Consider the following 18801-nt stretch of genomic DNA (forward strand, 5'->3'; position numbering starts at 1 on the left):
GATACCACTGCGGGACTGCGGTGTTGAGTGCCCGCACATAGAACGACCGCCCGGGAAATCCCCGGGCGGTCGCGTATTCTGCTAGAGCATGATCTTGGCAAGATCCTTCACACGGTTCGAATAGCCCCACTCGTTGTCGTACCAGGAGATGCACTTGGCAAACGTTCCCTGGCCGCCCATCACCATCGTGAGCTTGCTGTCGAAGATCGACGAATGGGAATCACCCACGATGTCAACCGAGACGATCGGATCCTCGGTGTACTCGAGGATGCCCTTCATCGGACCTTCGGCCGCGGCCTTCATGGCGGCGTTGATCTCTTCGATAGTCGCCTCGCGCTCGAGCTCGACCGTGAGGTCGACCATCGATCCGTCGGGCGTGGGAACGCGGGTTGCGAAACCGTCGAGCTTGCCCTTGAGTTCGGGAAGCACGAGCGACACCGCGCGAGCAGCGCCAGTAGTGGTCGGGATCATGGAGAGGGCTGCGGCGCGGGCACGGCGCAGATCCTTGTGGGGAAGATCGAGGATCTTCTGATCGTTGGTGTAGGAATGGATCGTGTTCATGTAGCCGCGCTTGATGCCGAAATTGTCGAGCAGCACCTTCGCGAAGGGCGCAAGGCAGTTCGTCGTGCAGGAAGCGTTCGAAACGATGTTGTGCTTTTCCTTATCGTAATCGCCGTCGTTCACGCCCATGACGATGGTGATGTCTTCGTTTTTAGCGGGAGCCGAGATGATGACCTTCTTCGCACCGGCCTCGAGATGGGCCGCAGCCTTCGTTCCATCGGTGAAGAAACCCGTCGACTCGACGACGATGTCGACGCCGAGCTCGCCCCAGGGAAGATTGGCGGGCTCGCGCTCCGAGAGGACCTTGACCGCGCGGCCGTCGGCCACGAAACCGTCTTCGGTCACTTCGACGGTATCGAATGCGCGTCCGTGGATGGAATCGTACTTCAGCAGGTGAGCCATGGTCGGAATGTCGCCCAGGTCGTTCACGGCGACCACTTCCAGCTCGGGATCGTTCGCCATCGCGCGGAACACCAGACGGCCGATGCGACCGAATCCGTTAATACCTACCTTGGTTGTCATTCGTATCCCCTTTCAATAAAGATACTCATCAAGCCAGCAGTCTTGGAGCAATGGTACCCTTGCGGGTTGCCGAGCCTCCATAACCGCAGGCATTCCCACAAAAAAAGCATCCGCAAAGGGAGGCTTCGCAGCCCGGGAGATCACCTCCGTGCCGCCTGATTCAGTTTACTCTCCCAGATCCTTGGCCATCTGCTCAATACGGCGAACGCGATGATACACCGCCGATTTGGACAGGGGCGGGTTCGCTTTCTCGCCGAGTTCCTTAAGCGTTGCGTCGGGATTGGTCACGCGCAGCTTGATGAACTCCTGCAGCGCGGGAGGAAGGTTCTCCATCCCGTAGGCGTCCACCACCTTACGGATGGCGAATATCTGGTCGACCGATGCGTTCGCCGCCTTGGCCTGGTTTGCGATCTCGGCGTTCGTGATGCGGTTCACATCGTTGCGCACGCTCTTAATGACGCGCTCGTTCTCCATCGACAGCGCGCTGTGGTGCGCACCCACGTAAGCGAGGAACTCCAGTATCGCGGTTCCGCTCTTCAGATAGACCATGTACGAGCTTCTGCGCTGCATGACGCGTGCGGAGATTCCCTTATTCGCCATGAGTTCGACAAGGCCATCGGCAAGGCTTTCCGATTCGACCGTGATCTCGAAGTGGAAATCGCCCCGAGGGTTGGAGATGAAGCCGCTTCCGAGGAACGCGCCGCGAAGGTAGGCGGCGGCGCAGCACTGCTTCTCGACAAGCTCGTCTGCAATGCCCATCTCGAGCCCTTCGCCGGACAGCACGCCCATATCCCGCAAAGCCGGTTCGAGCCTGGGCTGCGTGGGCACCTCGATAAGGTAGTTCGGCGTCTTGTGAAGAACGCTGCGGCGCACGGTGAGGTTCGTCTTAAGCTCGTAGATGCCATGGAGAAGCTTGATGACCAGCCGGGCCACGCTCGGCACATCGGTTGCGATCTCGATGCGGTAGCGACCCGGCCCGCTGAAGAACAACGTGCCCTCGATGCGCACGAGCGCGGCGAGGGTCGCTTTGTCGCAGTGGCTGCACATGGGTGCCACGCGTGCGAGCTCGTCTTTTACCTCCGCGGTGAACGACACAGCCTCATCACCCCCGCAAACGCCGCCCGAAGCGCCCGGGGATCGTGCCACGTGGGCCTGTTCGGATCGACGAGGTTGCGTGCGACGACCACCGGTCCCCGCTCCTGGATAACCTGAATGTCGGCATACGAAACCGATACGGGGCGAACGCGGCCTGAAAGCCGGGCGTCGCCGAGATCGGACAGCGACGACGACCCGTCGCTTTCGCCGACCGCCGCGTTGTAGCTTTCCGAAAGGGCGTCCTCGGGCCTCAAAGGCGCAGGAGCATGCACCAGCACGTAGTCGAGCAGGCCCTGCATGCCGTGTTCCATAAGGGCTTCCACATGCTCTTTCGCAGAAAGGCCCCATGTCTCGCCCTGCATGTCGGCAAGCGAGCACACGAACAGCGTCCGTCCCCTCGATGCGCGGATGGCATCCACGATGCCCGGCACGAGCAGGTTCGGTATGATCGAGGTGAAAAGCGAGCCGGGGCCGAGTACGATCAGGTCGGCTCCCTTGATGGCCTCGATCGCGGGATGATAGGGCTCGGGCTCCCTGCTCGCCTGCAGCCACACGTATTGCAGCGCCGTTGCGGATCGGCAGGCGTTGGCCTGCCCCACCAACCGTGCGCCGTCGCGCGTTTGGGCGCACAGCGTCACGCGGTCGAGCGTCGAGGGATACACGTGCCCCCGTGCGTCGAGAAGCTTCTCGCAAATCGATATGGCCTCGGGAAACGATCCAGTCGCATCCTCGAGGGCCGACAGCATGAGGTTGCCGAGCGTGTGGTTCCGGGCGAATTCGAAACGGTACTTGAACGCGCGCGTCATCGGATCGTCCGCGTCCGCCGCGAACGCGGCCAGGCACTTTCGCACATCGCCGGGGGGCGTTACGTTGGCCTCTTCGCGCAAGATGCCGGTCGATCCGCCATCGTCGGCCATGGCCACGACGGCGCTCGTGTCGAACCCCATCGAAAGCAGCGTTCGGATGGAAACGGGTGCACCGGTTCCTCCCCCGATGACGACGGCGCGAATGCGTTTGTCCTGCGGCACGAACGGCTCCGAACCGCTGATCGCCGCGAACGCCGCGGTGTTCGAGGGATCTTGGCTGAAGGGATGGCCGGTCATTTCCGACCCCGTCCCGCCTTGCCCGTCTCGGCGAGCGACAGATCGCGGTGCGCGATGCTCACACGGTAGCCCTTGGCTTTCAGGTACTCGCCCGTCGCCTCAGCGAGGGCGACGCTTCTGTGCTGGCCTCCGGTGCAGCCGATCGCGATGGCGAGCTGCTGCTTGCCTTCGGCTACGTATCCGGGCATGACGCAATCGAGCAGCGAGCGCCATTTCTTCTGGAATTCCTCGGTTTCGCTACGATACATCACGAAATCGCGCACGGGGGCATCGAGGCCCGTCAGGCCCTTGAGTTCTGGTTCGTAGTACGGGTTCGGCAAAAAGCGCACGTCCATCACGATATCGGCATCGAGGGCCGCACCGTGCTTGAAGCCGAAGGAATACACCGTCACAGTGAGCGCCGCCCGCTCGTCGCCACCCGAGAAAAGCGATCGTATCGCGCTTTTCAGCTCCTGGGGAAGCATGTCGGTCGTATCGATGATTTCGCTTGCCGAATCCTTGATAGAGCTGAGCAGCTCCCGTTCCCGCTGAATGCCGCCTCCGATCGTGATCCCCTCGCCGCACAGGGGATGGCGGCGGCGGCTCGATTTGTAACGGGCGATCAGCTTGTCGTCGTCGGCATCGAGAAACACGAGCCGATAGGCGACGCCCCGCTGCTTGAGATCATCGATCTCGCACATGAGATCCGAAAAGAAATCGCGGTTCCGAGCATCGCAGACCACTGCGAGCTTGCGCTGGGCATCGGGCTGGCCCGGCATTCCCTCGAGCGCAAGCAGCGTGCCGATCATGCTGGCCGGGAGATTGTCGATGCAGAAGTATCCCAGATCCTCGAATACATGCATCGCCTCGGTGCGCCCCGCCCCGCTCATACCGGTTACGATGACGAGCTCGGGCATCGCGGGGCTCTGATCTTCGCAGGGTTGTCCGATATCCGTTTCGCTGCTCATAACGCACTCCTGACATGCTCGAATGGCCTGGCCTTCTTTGTTTCACGCATTTTCTCGGGCGCCCCCTTGCGGCTCGCCCGGTGCGGCTTCGCCCTCGACGGCGCGATCGCCGCTCACGGCATCGCCCTCGACGCTCCGCGAGGCGGAGAGCTCGGTGTTCTCTTTCTCATTATACTGCCGCAGGACCGCATGCAGCTCTTCCGCAACTTCTTCAGGAACGGTTCGCGTCGCCTTGATTTCGTCGACCGTTGCCGCTTTGAGGTTCTTGAACGATTTGAACGCCTTCATGAGGGCCTTCTTGCGCACCGGTCCCAACCCTACCACATCGTCGAGCACGCTGGCCGTCATTCCCTTGCCGCGCAGCTCGCGATGAAAGGTTATGGCGAAGCGATGGGCCTCGTCGCGCACCTGCTTCACAAGGTAAAGCGATGCCGAACCGCTCGGGAGCACCACCGGGCCCGTGTCCTGCCACGGCACAAACAGCTCCTCGTCGCGTTTCGCGAGGCCGGCGAGCGCGATATCGTCGATGCCGAGCTCGCCGAACATCTCGATCGCGGCCGACAGCTGCGGCTTCCCGCCATCGAGAATGATGAGATCGGGTTTGCTGCCGAATCGCTCGTCGGCCATGCGCTCGGGAGCATAGCGACGGCCGAGCACCTCCTGCATTGACAGGAAATCGTTCGCCTCGTCGAGGGGCGTCTTGATCTTGAAGCGTCGATACTGGTTCTTGTCGGGCTTGCCGTTGGTGAACACGACCATGGAGGCCACCGTGTAGCTTCCATGTATCGTCGATATGTCGAAGCACTCGATGCGCATGGGGGGCTCGTCGAGCGCGAGGGCGCTTTCGAGCTGCAGCAGCGCCTCGTTGATGCGCTTGTCCTCGTAGTTCGTGCGCACCTTGTAGCGCATGAGCGCGTGTTTGGCGTTCATTTCGGCCATGTCGAGCAGATCGGCCTTCTCGCCCTTCAACGGCGCCGTAATGCGAACCTTCGCGCCATGGGGGCTTGCGAGCTTCTCGGTCAGCCATTCCTGCATGACTGCCGTATCGTCGGGTTCTTCGCGCACGATCACCTCATGGGGAATCGAGGTCGTCGTATCGTAGTAGCGCAGCAGAAAAACATGCACGAGATCTTCGTCGGGAACGTCTTTTCCCTTGTTGAGGATGAACTCGTTGCTGTTGATGATGCGGCCTTCGCGGATCATGAACACGTTCACCCCCGCTATCGTCTCCTCGCGGAACACGCCGACCACATCGGCATTGAGGTTGCGCGAGGACACCGCGTGCTGCCGATCGGTGAGTGAGTTGATGGTCTCGATGCGGGATTTGATGCGACCGGCCTTCTCGAAATCGAGCACCTCCGCCGCTTCGCGCATTTCCTCCTCGAGCTCTTCGACGAACTCGCGATGGGAACCCGCGAGGAAGCGCTCGATGCGCTTCACGTTGCTCTTGTACTCCTCGGGAGCGATGCCGCCGCAGCATGCGCCCGGCCCCAATCCCACATGCGCGTCAAAGCAGGGCTTCACGCCGTCGGAGCCGAGAAACGCAGCCAGATCCTCGGTTTCGAGCTTGCGCTTCATACGTCGCCAATCGGCGCATGAAGTCGAGCACAAGGGAACGACCCGCCGGGCTATATCGACCATCTCGCGAGCGGCGCGGCTATCGGTGTAAGGGCCGAAATACCTGGTGTCCGCACGATGCTTTTCACGGGTGTATTTGATGGCGGGAAACACATCTCCCTTGGTCAACGCTATGAACGGATAGCTTTTATCGTCTTTGAAATCGGCGTTGAAATACGGCGAGTACTGGTTGATGAGGTTTTTCTCAAGAACCAGGCTCTCATGTTCGTTTTCGGTGACAAGATAGTCGAACGATTCGATTTGATCGACGAGCAGCGGGATTTTCGCCCGATCATCCTGGTAGTTCACGTACTGGCGCATGCGCGCGCGGAGCTGCTTCGCCTTGCCAACGTAGATGACCTGCCCGTCTTTGTCCTTCCAGAGGTACACGCCGGGAAGCGTCGGTACGCTGTTGAGTTCGTTTTTGATGCGGTCGAGTTTATCCATGCGTCTAGTATACGATATCGCGCAAACATGCGTTCACGTTTCCATCATAGGAACGCGGGGCGCCGAAGGCGGCGCCCCGCACAGCAAGTCTCACCCGCACTCGCGCCTTCCGCGCACCCCGATGCCGCCGCAAAGCGTCCCTGCGTAAGAACATCGTTCATTCTGCGGGAGAGGGTTACGAACAGTATGCAGCTGCGAGGTTGGCGATGGCGGGATAGAACACGGTGCGAGACCCCGCCCCTACACGCTCGGCGAAGGCTTTTGCCCATGTGCCCAAGTGCTCCTCGATGAAACGCGCTTGGGCGCTCTGGCTCTCCAGTGCCTCCTCTTCGCTCCCGCGCTCCCAAAAGTCGGCTTCCGCACCGGCAAGACGCGCGAGGAATTCCAATTCGATGGCTATATGGTCGGGAAGCTCGACCAAGGGCTCGGGCACGGCAAACCCGCTTTTCCGATACGCGGCAGCGACCGCACGCTCGTCCTCGGTTCGCAGCCTGCCTCCCCCGGCCTGCCTCGCCTCGCTCGCATAGTAGCTTTCATACGGTGGCGCGAGCAACGCCCCCGGTCCGACGAACAGCCGATTGTAATCGACTTCGAGGCGCAGGCGGATGCCGTCGACGGGCATTTCCGCGCATTCCGCCTCGAATGCCTCGATCGCGCCGACGGGATCGAATGCGCGGTCTCCTGTTTCGCATGAAAGCAATTCGCGCAGCCTGATCGACACCCCGCCCTCCTTCAGCAAGGCGGCGAGCGTTTCGTCGGGCCGCTGAAGGCATCGGCAGGATAGCCCGAAGAACTCGGCTTCGGCACGTGCGAACCCTGCTTTCTCATGACTCTTTGGCATTCTTCTTCCTTCCTCGCGTCGACTCGTCGGAGCGCCAAGCACCTGGGCAGGCGAAACGGCCTCCTGACGTTGCAGAACCCGCTCGACGCGCCACGCCTTCCCGGCTATCGGTTGATCGGCCGGTAGCCGGGAAGAAGATTTAACATGCTTAACCGATCCGCTCGCCCCTAGCTGCCCATCGAATTCCAGTAATAAACCTGAGGCCCAGTGCCTTCGGTTTCAAGAATGTGCTTCGTTTCATGCTCGGCGATGATCTTCGCGATATCGGAATCGGGGTCGTCGATGTCGCCGACGGTAATCGCACGTCCAGGACAGGAGATCTGGCACATGGTGGTACCCAATCCGGCATCGATCCTGTGCGCGCACAACGTGCACTTGTCGACCGTGTTCGATTCCCCGTCGAAAACGCGCGCATCGTAAGGGCATGCCTCCATGCACGACTTGCATCCTATGCAGGTTTCCTTGTCGATCGTCACGATGCCGTCTTCGCGTTTCACCGTGGCACCCGTCGGGCACACGCCGACGCATGGAGCCTCATCGCAGTGCTGGCAAGGAACAGGAGTCCAGGTCATCGTGAGATTCGGATACGTTCCCATCGGAGTATCGTAGACAGCCCTCTCCTCGTCGTTGAGCACTCGTATACGCAGAAGCCCGTCGGCAACGCCGTTCTCCATTTTGCAGCCGATCGAGCAGGTGCGGCATCCGATGCATCGATGGAGGTTGATTGCGAACCCGTATTTCGTCATGGCTCACCACCTATGCCTTTCTTACTTCGACGAGGTTATCGTAGGGGGCGAAATTCGTTTCCGAAATCGCATCCTGTGCGGGATTGAGCGTCATCTGAATGAGCGCGCTGTAGTGGGTTTCCTCGGGGAAGTCCTTCGGCCACCATCCCTGCCGCTGATTGAGGCATCCGGGCTTGATCTCCGGGGTCACGAGCGCTTTGACCTTGTACGAGCCGCGATCGTTGAACACCTCCACCACATCATCGGTCGCTATGCCGCGCGCCTCGGCGTCTTCAGGCGAGATCTCAAGCCATGGTTCGGGCGCGACTTCGCGGATCCAAGGAAGCTGTACGTGCTGGGAATGCGTCGTGTACACAGTACGGCAGTTCATGAACGTAAGCGGATACACGGCCGCCTGCTCATTGCGGTTTCCCTCGAGCGGCTCGTAGTGGCAGGCGAGCTCCTCGCCGAAATCGGTGAGACCCTCCGCGTACAGCTCGATCTTGCCGCTCGGCGTCTGGAACCGCATGCTCTCGAACGCCACGTAGTTTTCCGGATAGTTAGCCCTCACGACTTTCTTTTCCATCAGCTCTTCGAAATCGATGGAAGCGAACTCGGGGGCAACGCTTTCCTTGAGGATATGATCGCGCCCGTACTCCTCGATATCGAGCCTCCACTCCGTCTCCTCGAGTATGCCGAAGCGTTCGGCGAGCATCTGCGCAATCTGGTAGTCGGTCTTCGCCTCGAACATCGGGCTGATCGCTTGTTCGCGCACCTGCACGTACATCGACGACCATGCCGTCACGATCTCGAAAGGCTCTTCGTAATAGCTTGTTACCGGCAGCACGAGATCGGCGTACTGGGCGCCAGGCGTCATGATCGAATCCGATACGATGATGAAATCGAGTTGCGGCAGCACCTCGTCGATCATGCGGTTGCGATCGGGCCCCTGCGTCCCCCAACCGTAGTTCTGCGTCCAAAGAAGCTTTACGGGATAAGGTTTTTGCGAGGCGACGATGTCGTACCACTGGGAGCCGGGTTGCGGCGTCGAAGCGTGCCCCTCTCGCGGCGTCACGGCCGACGGCCCCAGCGCGAACAGAATGCGCATGAGGCTGCCGCCCGCCCAATTGATGTTTGCATGGGGTTTTCCGATGTTGCCCGTAATGGCTGCAAGCTGCACGAGCGCACGCGTCGGCAGATGACCGTTCCAGTAGCGGTTCGTCCCCTGACTTACCCGCAAGCACGCCGGGGTCTCATCGGTATACAGGTCGGCGAGCGCAACGATGTCGTCGGCGGGAACTTCGCAGATCGCGCTCGCGGCTTCCGGCGTATACGCGTCAAGGGATTCCACGAGAAGCTGGAATGACGGCTTGGCCTCGACGCTTCGACCGTCGACTTCGACGGTAAACGCCCCCAGCAGGGCTGCCGTCTTCGGCACCTCCGTCTCTTTCGGAAGGTCTCCCGACACCTGCACCGACGGATAGGCGGGCTTCATCTCGTCGGGCACGGCGGCCACCGGCACGGCTTTTCCGGCTGATTCATCCCAGACGGCGTAATCCTCGCCGATCCTGACGAGCTTTCCGGTCTCCGTATCGACGAGGAAGGCGCCGTTCGTGTACGTTCTAATATAAGCCTCGTCGTACTTCTTATTTGCGACGATGTGGTTCATCATGCCCAACACCATGGCCGCATCGGTACCAGGTCGAATGGGTATCCACCGATCGGCTTTTGCCGCCGTGCGGGAAAAGCGGGGATCGACGACAACGAGCTTGCTTCCCGCTTCCTGCGCGTCGAAAATGAAGTGCATTTCCTGCATGTTTGTTTCCGCGTAGTTGCAGCCGAACATGATTATGGCCTTCGAACCGATCAGATCCTCCCAGGCACTTGCATCCTGCTGCACACCGAGCGGCGGCAGAAATCCCATGTTGCAGGCGTTGTCTCCCATGATGCCGAAGTTCGTGAACGCCGTTCCGTCATACGTCATGGCCAAAAGCGAAGCCATGATCTGCGGGAACACTCCGTAGTTTCCGGTCATCCCCAAAAAGGAGTTCGCCGTCGGCCCATACGTGTCGATGTTGTACTGCATTTTCTCGTAGATGAGATCGATCGCCTCTTCCCAGCTGATGCGCTCGAAATCGCCTGATCCTCGCTCGCCTACGCGCTTCATCGGATACTTCACCCGATCGGGGGAATAGACGCGCTGCATCGCATTCGATATGCCGCGCAGGCATATGCGATGGTATGCGTTGTCGGGAAATTCCGCCGGCTCCACCTTCACAATCGTGTCATCTTTGACAAACGCGTTGATCCCGCAGCTCCCGACGCAGTTCGGTGCGCATACGGTCCTGACGATCTTGTCGTAATCGGGCTGGCCCGTCCCGCTCGGCACGTTCGAATCTTGCTGAGGCTGTTCTTCCTCCGGAGCGCACGAAGCGAGCATCGGCACGCTCGCCGTGCCCACCGCGACGCCCGCGGCGAGCTTGAGGAAGCTTCGCCTTTTCATGGCGAGCCACTCGTTGTTTTCTCGGTTGGTTTTCGACATGGATCCACTCCTCTCGTAGTGCATCGTCAAGCTTTCCAGGGGTCGTTGGAAATCTGCAGCTTTCCAGCTGAATGCGAGCGCACGGATTCGGACCGATGCCCGTCGGTTTCCGATCCCTTATTGCGTTGTCGCATTGCTTTTCCCTTGCCGTCAGTATAGAGCGGGAAGAAAGACGCGGACTTCTTTTGCGGGAACTTCCGAAACCCGCAAGACGATCGGAAAAGGCGACTACCCGAGAGAATCCCGATCGACTGCTATTTCCGGCGTTATGCGCTTCCCGATGCCCTCAAGCACGTCGACCGCGCGCTGCGCCACGAACAGCCTCCCGCGCTGAAAGCGATCGAGCGTTTTGACAACGCCAGCCCGCTCGAGCCGGAGCAAAGCATCGTTAACCGCCGAAAGGCTTTTGCCCGTTAATGCCGCCGCCTGCTTGACGGTGAGAATCGGCGTGCCCGGCAACACGTTGAACAGATCTTCGAGCGCCGACCCTTTGTTCGGCTTGCCGAAATCATCGAGCCACGATTCTTTGAGCCGCAATATCGCGTCGAGGTACATATCCGCCGCACGCGCCGACACTTCCGCCGAAAGCGCGCAGAAACCAACCCATTGATCGATGAATTCCATCCGGTTCTCTTCGGTGATGGCGCACCCGAAATTGTACGGGAGCAAAGAGCGCGCGTGGCTCGGCGTGTCGATGGCGGGCTCGAGGCCGATCGGCGCGATGATGCTGTTGGTGAGTCCTCGGCGATGCAGGATCGCATGGCACATGAGCCGACCGGTTTTATCCATGCCCGATTTGAAGGGCTTGATGCTTTCGAATTGGAAATGGGCAAGCGCAGCCTGTGTGATCGGACTGTAGACCTCTCTTCCGTTGAATACCATGAGGTCCTCGACGAGCGCTTCGACGGCAGCGGGCGCGGGCGGCTCGTAAACCTTCGATGCGGCGACGGCCTCCTCCGACACCCACGCTTTCCGCCTGATCCCGACACCGCTCTTCGCCGCAACGCAGCCGAACCGGGCAAGCGAATGGATGTCGAGCAGGTAGCTCACGTTGAAAGGCTCCGCTTCAGCCGTGCGGTAGATGTGCTCAAGAGCCCGCTCGAAGAACAGAACCTCGACGGCCACCTGACGTTCTTCCTCGTTTCCGAATCCGTAGAAATCGAACGGGTCCCCCCGACGGATCGGCTCGTCGTCGCCCTCCGCCGCGCATGCTTCAAGCTGAAGCAGGGCCGCAAGCCTTGGCGTCTTCCCTTCGATGCGAATCGTCGAAATAGCTTCGAGCCGCGATAGGACCCGCCTCAACGAGCCGCCGACGTGCCCGTGGAGCGCCCTGTCTTCCATGCGGACCAAAGCCCGCTCGGCCCGTGCGGTGTTCGCCTGCGTTTCCGGCGATATCGCAAACCGCTGATTGCTCATGACGTCCGGCGTATACACGATCGCTCCCCCTTATCCCATCCCGAGGATCGCATGCCTTACGCAAGGCTACCTTCTTCCGCGCCGGAGGGCAATGGTTTTGCAGCTTTTCGGATATCGTGCAAAACCGCCCTGAAGGCGCGGCGGACCGGATCGCCCGCTTAAGGCACCGAAGCCGCGTAAAACGGCAATCGCATCGAAGTCTCTGTCCGCCGGCAGGCATATTGTTTCGTCTTCTTTAAATCTTGGTTTCGCACCTGTGAACCTCCGTATAATGGAAAAATCCGTACAACCCCATAAAGGAGGTCCTTTGATGAGTTATGTCGATAACGTCATCGAGCAGGTCAAGGAGAAGAACCCGAACGAGCCCGAGTTCATCCAGGCCGTAACCGAGGTACTCACGTCGCTCAAGCCCGCCATCGATTCGAATCCCGCCTACGAGAAAGCAGGTCTTCTCGAGCGCATCGTCGAGCCCGAGCGCGTCGTCATGTTCCGCGTGCCCTGGGTTGACGACGATAACAACGTGCATGTGAACCGCGGTTACCGCGTCGAGTACAACAGCTGCCTCGGACCCTACAAAGGCGGGCTTCGCCTCCATCCTTCCGTAAACCTCGGCATCATCAAGTTCCTCGGTTTCGAGCAGATTTTCAAGAACAGCCTGACAACGCTTCCCATGGGCGGCGGCAAGGGCGGAAGCGACTTCGACCCGAAGGGCAAGTCGGACATGGAGATCATGCGCTTCTGCCAAAGCTTCATGACCGAACTCTGCCGCCACATCGGCGCCGACACCGACGTTCCCGCAGGCGATATCGGAACCGGAGCCCGCGAAATCGGCTTTATGTTCGGCCAGTACAAGCGCATCCGCAACGAGTGGGTGGGCGTGCTCACCGGCAAGGGCCTCTCCTACGGCGGCTCGCTCGTACGCACCGAAGCCACCGGCTACGGCCTTGTGTACTTCGTGCAGGAATACCTCAACTGCCATGACGATTCCTTCGAAGGCAAGACCGTTGCCGTGTCCGGTTCGGGCAACGTTGCCATCTACGCAACCGAAAAGGCCCAGCAGCTCGGCGCCAAGGTGGTCACCCTGTCCGATTCGACCGGCTGGATCCACGACCCCGCGGGCATCGACCTCGCACTCGTCAAGCAGATCAAGGAAGTCGAACGCGCGCGCATTTCAGAATACGCCAACCGCAAAGAGGGCGTCGAATACCATGACGGCAAGGGCGTATGGTCGGTTCCGGTCGACATCGCCTTGCCCTGCGCCACGCAGAACGAGCTCCTCATCGACGATGCGAAGACGCTCGTCGCAAACGGCGTGAAGATCGTCGCCGAGGGCGCGAACATGCCCACCACCATGGATGCAACCGATTACCTCATGGAAAACGGCGTCGTGTTCTGTCCCGGCAAGGCCGCAAACGCCGGCGGTGTAGCAACGTCGGGCCTTGAGATGAGTCAGAATTCCGAGCGCCTTTCCTGGACGTTCGAGGAAGTGGATGCCAAGCTCCAAGGTATCATGAAGAACATCTACCACGCCGCCGACGATGCCGCCAAGGAATACGGCCACGAAGGCAACTACGTTATGGGCGCCAACATCGCCGGCTTCAAGAAGCTCGCCGATGCCATGATGGCTCAGGGAATCGTGTAAACTCACGGCACATTCCGCACATCCGAAGCGCTCGGGCTCGCCACGGCAGCCCGAGCGCTTTCGTTAGCGCGGGCTCGGCTGCGAATCCCTGATTGTGTGCATATCCTGCAATGGGGTTCGGACTGCGGCTTTTTCGATAGGATTGTCTTTTACCGCTTCGAGTCATTCTCGGCCGAATGCCGCACGGGGCGCCGCACGATGGAGGTACTGGATGCACCGCACTTCGACCCGACTGCTCTGCGCCGCAGCATGCGCCCTCGCCTTCGCGCTTCTCGCCCTGCCCGGCTGTTCGGGCCCCGAGGTCGAACGGCCGGAAGAACCGGCCTACGTCAGCCCCTACGACTGGTCGGGGCTTGCCAAGGAGAACAGCCGCTTCACGTATTCGGAAGGCGGAAAGATACGCTCGCTTGCGGGCATCGACGTTTCCGAACATCAAGGCAGCATCGACTGGAACGCCGTCGCATCGGACGACATCGATTTCGCCTTCGTGCGAATCGGCAACCGCGGGGCAACCGAAGGCTCGATCTACCTTGACAAGCATTACGAGGAGAACATGGCTGGGGCGGCAAAAGCGGGAATACCCCTCGGCGTCTACTTTTTCTCGCAGGCGATCACGCCCGAAGAAGCCGAGGAAGAAGCTGATTTCGTCCTCTCCGCGCTTGGGGGCGCCGAGCTGTCCTTTCCCGTTGTCTACGATCACGAACCCGTTTCCGGCATCGAGGGACGCGCCGACAAGCTTTCGCGCGCCGAGCGCACCGAAAACGCCGTCGCCTTCTGCGAGAGGATATCCGCCGCAGGGTACGAGCCGATGATCTACGGCAACAAGCGCGATATAGCCTGGCTCGACATGTCCCGACTCGAAGGCATCGACGTATGGTTCGCCGAATACGGTGTCGAAACGCCCTCGGGACAATTCGATTTCACGATCTGGCAGTACGCAAGCGATGGCACCGTGGCAGGCATTGCCACGCCCGTCGATATGAACATTCTCTTCATCGCAGAAGATCAGTAGCCGCGAAGGCACGAAAGGACGAACGACATGGAAGAATCCAGCCCCGCCGCCCACGCAACCAACCAAAGCGGCAAGGACGGCGCCCAGTCGGGCGAGCCGGTCAGCGACGTTCCCCCGATCAAAACCGATCGACTGCTTCTGCGCGCGTTCGCACCCGCTGACGCCGAAGCGGTCTTCGCTTATTCAAGCGACCCCCGAATCGGACACGATGCGGGATGGCCCGCGCATCGCTCGCTCGACGATTCCCTCTTCTTCATCCGCGACATAGCCTCGCAGGGGCACGTATGGGCTTTGGTTCCCAAAGAGACGATCCGCCCTGAAACGCCTCAGGGTACGCCCATCGGCTCGATCGGGCTCATCGCCGATCCCGCACGGGAATACGACAGGGTTCTCATGCTCGGCTATGCGATCGGCGCAGAGTTCTGGGGGAAGGGCTACACGACCGAAGCCTCCATAGCGGTCCTCGCCTATGGGTTCGATGCACTCGAGCTCGCTGCCGTCTCCTGCACCTGCTACCCCTGGAACAAAGCTTCGAAGCGCGTGATCGACAAATGCGGATTCGAATACGAAGGATGCCGCCACCTTGCGGAAATCGGCCAAGACGGCGTGCCGGAAGATTTCCTCTGCCACATCCTCACCAAAAAGCGCTGGCTCGACACCTGTCAAGCCGAATAAGGGCCTTATCGTTTTCACCCGGCAGCCTGCGTCCGCGATTCCGCCTAACGGGGCTTCGCGCCTTAGCTCGACTGCATGACTTTGGCTGAAACGACGTTGCTCGGCGATATGAGGATGATCCCAGCCGACCCGAGCTGCGGGGCGTTCACGTAAAACGTCCCGTTGATCGTCTCGCCCATGACGAACAGCCCCTCGTCCTGCGTCGATATGACGATGTCGATTCCGGCGATATCCTCCAAGATCTCTTTGTCGGGCGTGAGCGCCACGATGAAGTCGACATTGTACTTCTCGAAGTACTCGACCTGCTGCTCGATCGCCTTCTTGGTCATACGCGGAGTCACGCTGAATATCCCGAATCGATGGTCGCCCTTCTTGAGGATCGTCCCTTCCAGGTATTTCCCGAGGTTTTCGGAATCGATGGTGAACACCGTCGCATTTTTGTCGAGGTAGCTCTGTTCGACTTCGGTGATATCGATCGGAATCTTCTTCTTGGCAGCCGACGAGGAACCGCTCGAACCCGATCCTGGATTCGGATTCGAACCCGTCGAGTCCGAATCCGCGCGCGCATCGTCCTTCAGGCCATCGCCGCCTGCCGCATGCCTCCTACCCGATTCCTCCGGATCGGCTGCATCCTCGCCATCCCCATCGTCCGATAAGGGATCGGAGGAAATCGGTTTGCGATCGGATCCAAGACCGTCCGCGCCCGAAGCATCGGTCGCCTTCTTCGACCGCTCGAGACCCGACAAGCCCGACTCCACGTCATCGGCAATCTCTTCCGCTGTATCGGATTCGCCTGTTTCGCCCTTGCCCGGCTTCGTGCCGGAGCCGTTTTTTTCAGCAGCTTCGGGATCGACCGTTCCCTTGAACACGATGGCGGTGTAGCCATCCATGCGTCCTGCCGCATCATCGATGTTGGAGGCGGCGACGTTCCATGAATGGCCGATTGCCAAATAGCCGATGAGCCCGCAAAGGGAAACGGCTATCAGCCCGACGAATACGACGAGTGCGATTTTTTCACGTGATACGTTCGACATGGTGCGCTTTATTATACCTGCGTCGAAACCGCAGGTTTCGGCTTCCGAGCAAGCGACACAATTTCAGAGCAAACGGAAGATGCGCCCGCTTTCCCTTATCGCAGTTCCGCGAAATGCAGCGGCGCCTCGGCAGCAGGGGCATTGCGCCCCCGCACCGTCTTCTCGTACGCATAGCGCTCCGGGGTCGCACCTTCGGCATGGCTGATGTATATGGTTCCGCACTTCGTGAAACCGCTTTTTTCCAAAAGCCTCTGCATGGGGACGTTGCCGGGATGCGTATCGATGCGCACGCTCGCACATCCGAGTTCACGGGCAAGCCGTAAAGCGTAATCGAGTATCGAAGCGCCGATGCCGTTGTTCTTCTTCGCACCGGTCACCGCAACGCGGTGGACGACGACGTAGCACGGATCGTCGGGAAGTGATTCGGTCAGCCACGACCCGCCTTCGATATAGCGGTAGTCGAACTCGTCACGGCAGGCGACCATCGCAGTCGCAACGAGCATATCGCCGTCGGCCACGACGACGCCCTCCCTGCGGGCGATATCGCTCTCAATGACCTCGCGGGCAGGATAGCCTCCCCGCCACTGGTCGATTCCCAAAGCAGCTAGAGCGCTTCGGCCGTCTGCAAGTATATCCATGATGCGGTCCAGATCGGAGAACTCCGCTTTCCTCAGCTCCAATACCGTGCTCTTTCTCTTGATAATTCCAGCGAACAGAAACAATAGCAATCGGCGAAGGCGGACACAATGATTTTTTTCGAGATCTTGCGCTCTCTTCGAAAAAAGCTAACCAGACAATGTGGAAAACGTTCGGAAAACAACCTAGAGCAGCTTCTCGAAGGCGATTCGACGCTTTTCCCGCCCGAAGTAGTCTCTGACAACAATGCTGCCGCGCTCCGAATAACCGTACTTCTCGAGCAGCGCCCGCATCGGTTCGTTCTCGGGGTAGATGTCCGCGCGCAGCGATGCCCTTCCCCGCTTGCGCGCCAACCGCTCCGCATCGTCAAGAATGAAACGTCCCACGCCGCTGCGCCGAGCATCGGCGGCAACGTTGACCCAGTGGAGCACCGCGTATTCGGCTTCGCCGAATTCTTTCGATGTGAGCCACGTTCCCGCAAAGGGTTTCTCGTACTGAGCATCGGGGCTGAAGGAGACGGCGTACATGCCGATCGGCACCCCGTTCCGATCCTCGATGATATGCGTGGTCCCGTTTTTAATGCTGTGCATGAGGCGGCGCGGCGAGGGGTACTTCTTGCGGCCTTCGGCGATGCCGAGCTTCTTGAAGGCATCGTGGCCTTCGTCAAGCAGCCGCATGGCCGTCGGGTAATCCTCCCGCCCGGCCACGCGGCTCGAATAGTATCCGAGCACAGCGGCGGGACCCAAAAACACAGGCGGCTCCGATTCCTTCTCGTGCGCCGATTCCGATGAGGGCAGAGCATCCTCCTCGCGCTGGGTTACCAAGAACACCATGCCGAGGATGAGCGCGCATCCGATGATATCGAACACCGTAACGGGCGTACCGAGCCAAACCGCCGAAATGACCATGGCGGAAACCGGCTCCACGCAGCAGAGCAGACTCGCCTTCACCGGACCCGCATCGGCGATCCCCTGCAGGTAGAGCATGTAGGCGCCGAGCGTGCCGACCACGATGATGGCGGCCATAGCGGCAACCATGCCCGCCTCGACATGCACCGGTATCGTCCATGGCCGCACGAACAACGTCGCGGCAACGCCGCCGAACGTCATAGCGAGGCCGGTTACCACAAGGGAGCCCCACTTCTTGAGCACATGCGCGGGCATGAGGGTGTAAAACGCGAGCGCGAGCGCGGCGACCAGACCCCATGCCAAACCCTCTGCCGGTATGGCAAGGCTGCCGATGTTGCCCTGCGTCGATATCGCCACCATGCCGATGAGCGCAAGCACGAGGCCCGCCGCTTCACGCAAACGCGGAAGCCGCCGCGTCCTCAGGCACACGTACAGCATGATGAACACGAGTCCGATCTGCTCGAGCATGGTTCCTGTGCCCGCATCGGTGTATCCGATGACAAGAAGATAGCTGACCTGCGTAAGGAGAACGCCGAACAAGGCGAAGGCTGCAATGGATATGAGCGAACGCCAATCGCGGAACACCGCGACGAGCCTGCCCCAATCTTTCACCGCCGTCGCCAAGAGGAACAACCCGCCCGCAATGAGCATGCGAATGCAGGTTATCCAAAGGGCGGGAACCTCGTAGGTCGTCATGAGCAGCTGGGCGCACGTACCCGAAAACCCCCAGAGAACGCCGCCGAGCAAAGCGCATACGATGCCCCTCATCACATGGTTGCCCCGCACGGCCACCGCCCGTCCTTTCATGTTGTTTCACGCTGGAGCCGACATGCCCCGAAAATCGGCAGCGAGCATTGTCGCACGCGGAAACCCTGCGGTAAAGCCGCTCGCGCAACTTTTCATGATCGCCACAATCCGGCTGCGCGAGCCGATCGGGCAAACGCAATGAAAACGGTCGTCGGCCGCCCAAAAGCGGCAATGGCACCGGACAGCGTCGATCCGAATTCCAAAAAAACACTCGAAAGAATCCGGGTCGACTCGAAGCTCCCGGAAGGGAAACCTTCCGGGAGCTTTTCCA

15 protein-coding genes are annotated in these 18801 nt (G+C 60.3%); 3 read left to right on the plus strand and 12 right to left on the minus strand.

Annotated elements, in window-relative coordinates; genetic code table 11:
• Positions 1-81: 81 nt before the first annotated feature.
• From gap to C1719_RS08835, 9 genes are all read right to left on the minus strand, one after another.
• Entirely contained in the window at positions 82-1083 is a 1002-nt protein-coding gene (gap, locus tag C1719_RS08795; RefSeq protein ID WP_102374757.1) for a type I glyceraldehyde-3-phosphate dehydrogenase, read from the minus strand.
• A gap of 165 nt (positions 1084-1248) precedes the next feature.
• A complete protein-coding gene (whiA, locus tag C1719_RS08800; RefSeq protein WP_102374758.1) occupies positions 1249-2178 on the minus strand; it encodes a DNA-binding protein WhiA in 930 nt (309 codons plus the stop codon).
• Positions 2157-3281, minus strand: a complete 1125-nt coding sequence (locus C1719_RS08805) for a gluconeogenesis factor YvcK family protein (RefSeq protein ID WP_102374759.1) — start codon at positions 3279-3281, stop codon at positions 2157-2159. The genes whiA and C1719_RS08805 overlap by 22 nt, the downstream gene beginning before the upstream one ends.
• A complete protein-coding gene (gene rapZ, locus C1719_RS08810) occupies positions 3278-4228 on the minus strand; it encodes an RNase adapter RapZ (protein ID WP_102374760.1) in 951 nt (316 codons plus the stop codon). Before rapZ ends, C1719_RS08805 begins: the two co-directional genes overlap by 4 nt.
• A 42-nt stretch (positions 4229-4270) precedes the next feature.
• Positions 4271-6292: an excinuclease ABC subunit UvrC gene (gene uvrC, locus C1719_RS08815; protein ID WP_102374761.1), complete on the minus strand. Its 2022-nt coding sequence runs from the start codon at positions 6290-6292 to the stop codon at positions 4271-4273.
• 175 nt (positions 6293-6467) lie between these two features.
• The gene (locus C1719_RS08820) at positions 6468-7133 is read right to left on the minus strand and encodes a TorD/DmsD family molecular chaperone (protein WP_102374762.1); all 666 of its coding nucleotides are present in this window, start codon (positions 7131-7133) and stop codon (positions 6468-6470) included.
• A gap of 167 nt (positions 7134-7300) precedes the next feature.
• Positions 7301-7879 (minus strand): 4Fe-4S dicluster domain-containing protein, encoded by a 579-nt coding sequence (locus tag C1719_RS08825; RefSeq protein ID WP_102374763.1) that lies wholly within the window; start codon positions 7877-7879, stop codon positions 7301-7303.
• A gap of 10 nt (positions 7880-7889) precedes the next feature.
• Positions 7890-10400 carry a molybdopterin-dependent oxidoreductase gene (locus C1719_RS08830; protein ID WP_102374764.1) on the minus strand — a complete coding sequence of 837 codons (2511 nt, stop codon included), beginning with the start codon at positions 10398-10400 and terminating at the stop codon, positions 7890-7892.
• A gap of 228 nt (positions 10401-10628) precedes the next feature.
• The gene (locus C1719_RS08835; protein WP_102374765.1) at positions 10629-11834 is read right to left on the minus strand and encodes a Fic family protein; all 1206 of its coding nucleotides are present in this window, start codon (positions 11832-11834) and stop codon (positions 10629-10631) included.
• Positions 11835-12126: 292 nt separating this feature from the next.
• On the opposite strand from C1719_RS08835, the gene gdhA reads away from it, so the two are divergent.
• From gdhA to C1719_RS08850, 3 genes are all read left to right on the plus strand, one after another.
• Positions 12127-13458 (plus strand): NADP-specific glutamate dehydrogenase, encoded by a 1332-nt coding sequence (gene gdhA / locus C1719_RS08840; protein ID WP_102374766.1) that lies wholly within the window; start codon positions 12127-12129, stop codon positions 13456-13458.
• 211 nt (positions 13459-13669) lie between these two features.
• Complete coding sequence (locus C1719_RS08845) at positions 13670-14470, plus strand: glycoside hydrolase family 25 protein (RefSeq protein WP_102374767.1); 801 nt, start codon at positions 13670-13672, stop codon at positions 14468-14470.
• Positions 14471-14497: 27 nt separating this feature from the next.
• The gene (locus tag C1719_RS08850; protein ID WP_102374768.1) at positions 14498-15145 is read left to right on the plus strand and encodes a GNAT family N-acetyltransferase; all 648 of its coding nucleotides are present in this window, start codon (positions 14498-14500) and stop codon (positions 15143-15145) included.
• 62 nt (positions 15146-15207) lie between these two features.
• On the opposite strand, the gene C1719_RS08855 is transcribed toward C1719_RS08850, so the two are convergent.
• From C1719_RS08855 to C1719_RS08865, 3 genes are all read right to left on the minus strand, one after another.
• Complete coding sequence (locus C1719_RS08855) at positions 15208-16179, minus strand: metallophosphoesterase family protein (protein ID WP_102374769.1); 972 nt, start codon at positions 16177-16179, stop codon at positions 15208-15210.
• 95 nt (positions 16180-16274) lie between these two features.
• Positions 16275-16859 carry a GNAT family N-acetyltransferase gene (locus tag C1719_RS08860; RefSeq protein ID WP_245874453.1) on the minus strand — a complete coding sequence of 195 codons (585 nt, stop codon included), beginning with the start codon at positions 16857-16859 and terminating at the stop codon, positions 16275-16277.
• 141 nt (positions 16860-17000) lie between these two features.
• Complete coding sequence (locus C1719_RS08865; protein ID WP_342745910.1) at positions 17001-18515, minus strand: GNAT family N-acetyltransferase; 1515 nt, start codon at positions 18513-18515, stop codon at positions 17001-17003.
• Positions 18516-18801 lie beyond the last annotated feature (286 nt).

This window comes from Raoultibacter massiliensis, assembly GCF_900199545.1.
GTDB classification, from domain to species: Bacteria; Actinomycetota; Coriobacteriia; order Coriobacteriales; family Eggerthellaceae; genus Raoultibacter; species Raoultibacter massiliensis.

Bases quoted from the DNA above. Each gene is read 5' to 3' on its own strand.
- C1719_RS08830 (WP_102374764.1), bottom strand. From the start codon at position 10,400: ATGTCGAAAACCAACCGAGAAAACAACGAGTGGCTCGCCATGAAAAGG.
- gap (WP_102374757.1), bottom strand. From the start codon at position 1,083: ATGACAACCAAGGTAGGTATTAACGGATTCGGTCGCATCGGCCGTCTG.
- gdhA (WP_102374766.1), top strand. From the start codon at position 12,127: ATGAGTTATGTCGATAACGTCATCGAGCAGGTCAAGGAGAAGAACCCG.
- C1719_RS08850 (WP_102374768.1), top strand. From the start codon at position 14,498: ATGGAAGAATCCAGCCCCGCCGCCCACGCAACCAACCAAAGCGGCAAG.
- uvrC (WP_102374761.1), bottom strand. From the start codon at position 6,292: ATGGATAAACTCGACCGCATCAAAAACGAACTCAACAGCGTACCGACG.
- C1719_RS08845 (WP_102374767.1), top strand. From the start codon at position 13,670: ATGCACCGCACTTCGACCCGACTGCTCTGCGCCGCAGCATGCGCCCTC.
- C1719_RS08855 (WP_102374769.1), bottom strand. From the start codon at position 16,179: ATGTCGAACGTATCACGTGAAAAAATCGCACTCGTCGTATTCGTCGGG.
- C1719_RS08825 (WP_102374763.1), bottom strand. From the start codon at position 7,879: ATGACGAAATACGGGTTCGCAATCAACCTCCATCGATGCATCGGATGC.
- C1719_RS08820 (WP_102374762.1), bottom strand. From the start codon at position 7,133: ATGCCAAAGAGTCATGAGAAAGCAGGGTTCGCACGTGCCGAAGCCGAG.
- rapZ (WP_102374760.1), bottom strand. From the start codon at position 4,228: ATGAGCAGCGAAACGGATATCGGACAACCCTGCGAAGATCAGAGCCCC.
- C1719_RS08805 (WP_102374759.1), bottom strand. From the start codon at position 3,281: ATGACCGGCCATCCCTTCAGCCAAGATCCCTCGAACACCGCGGCGTTC.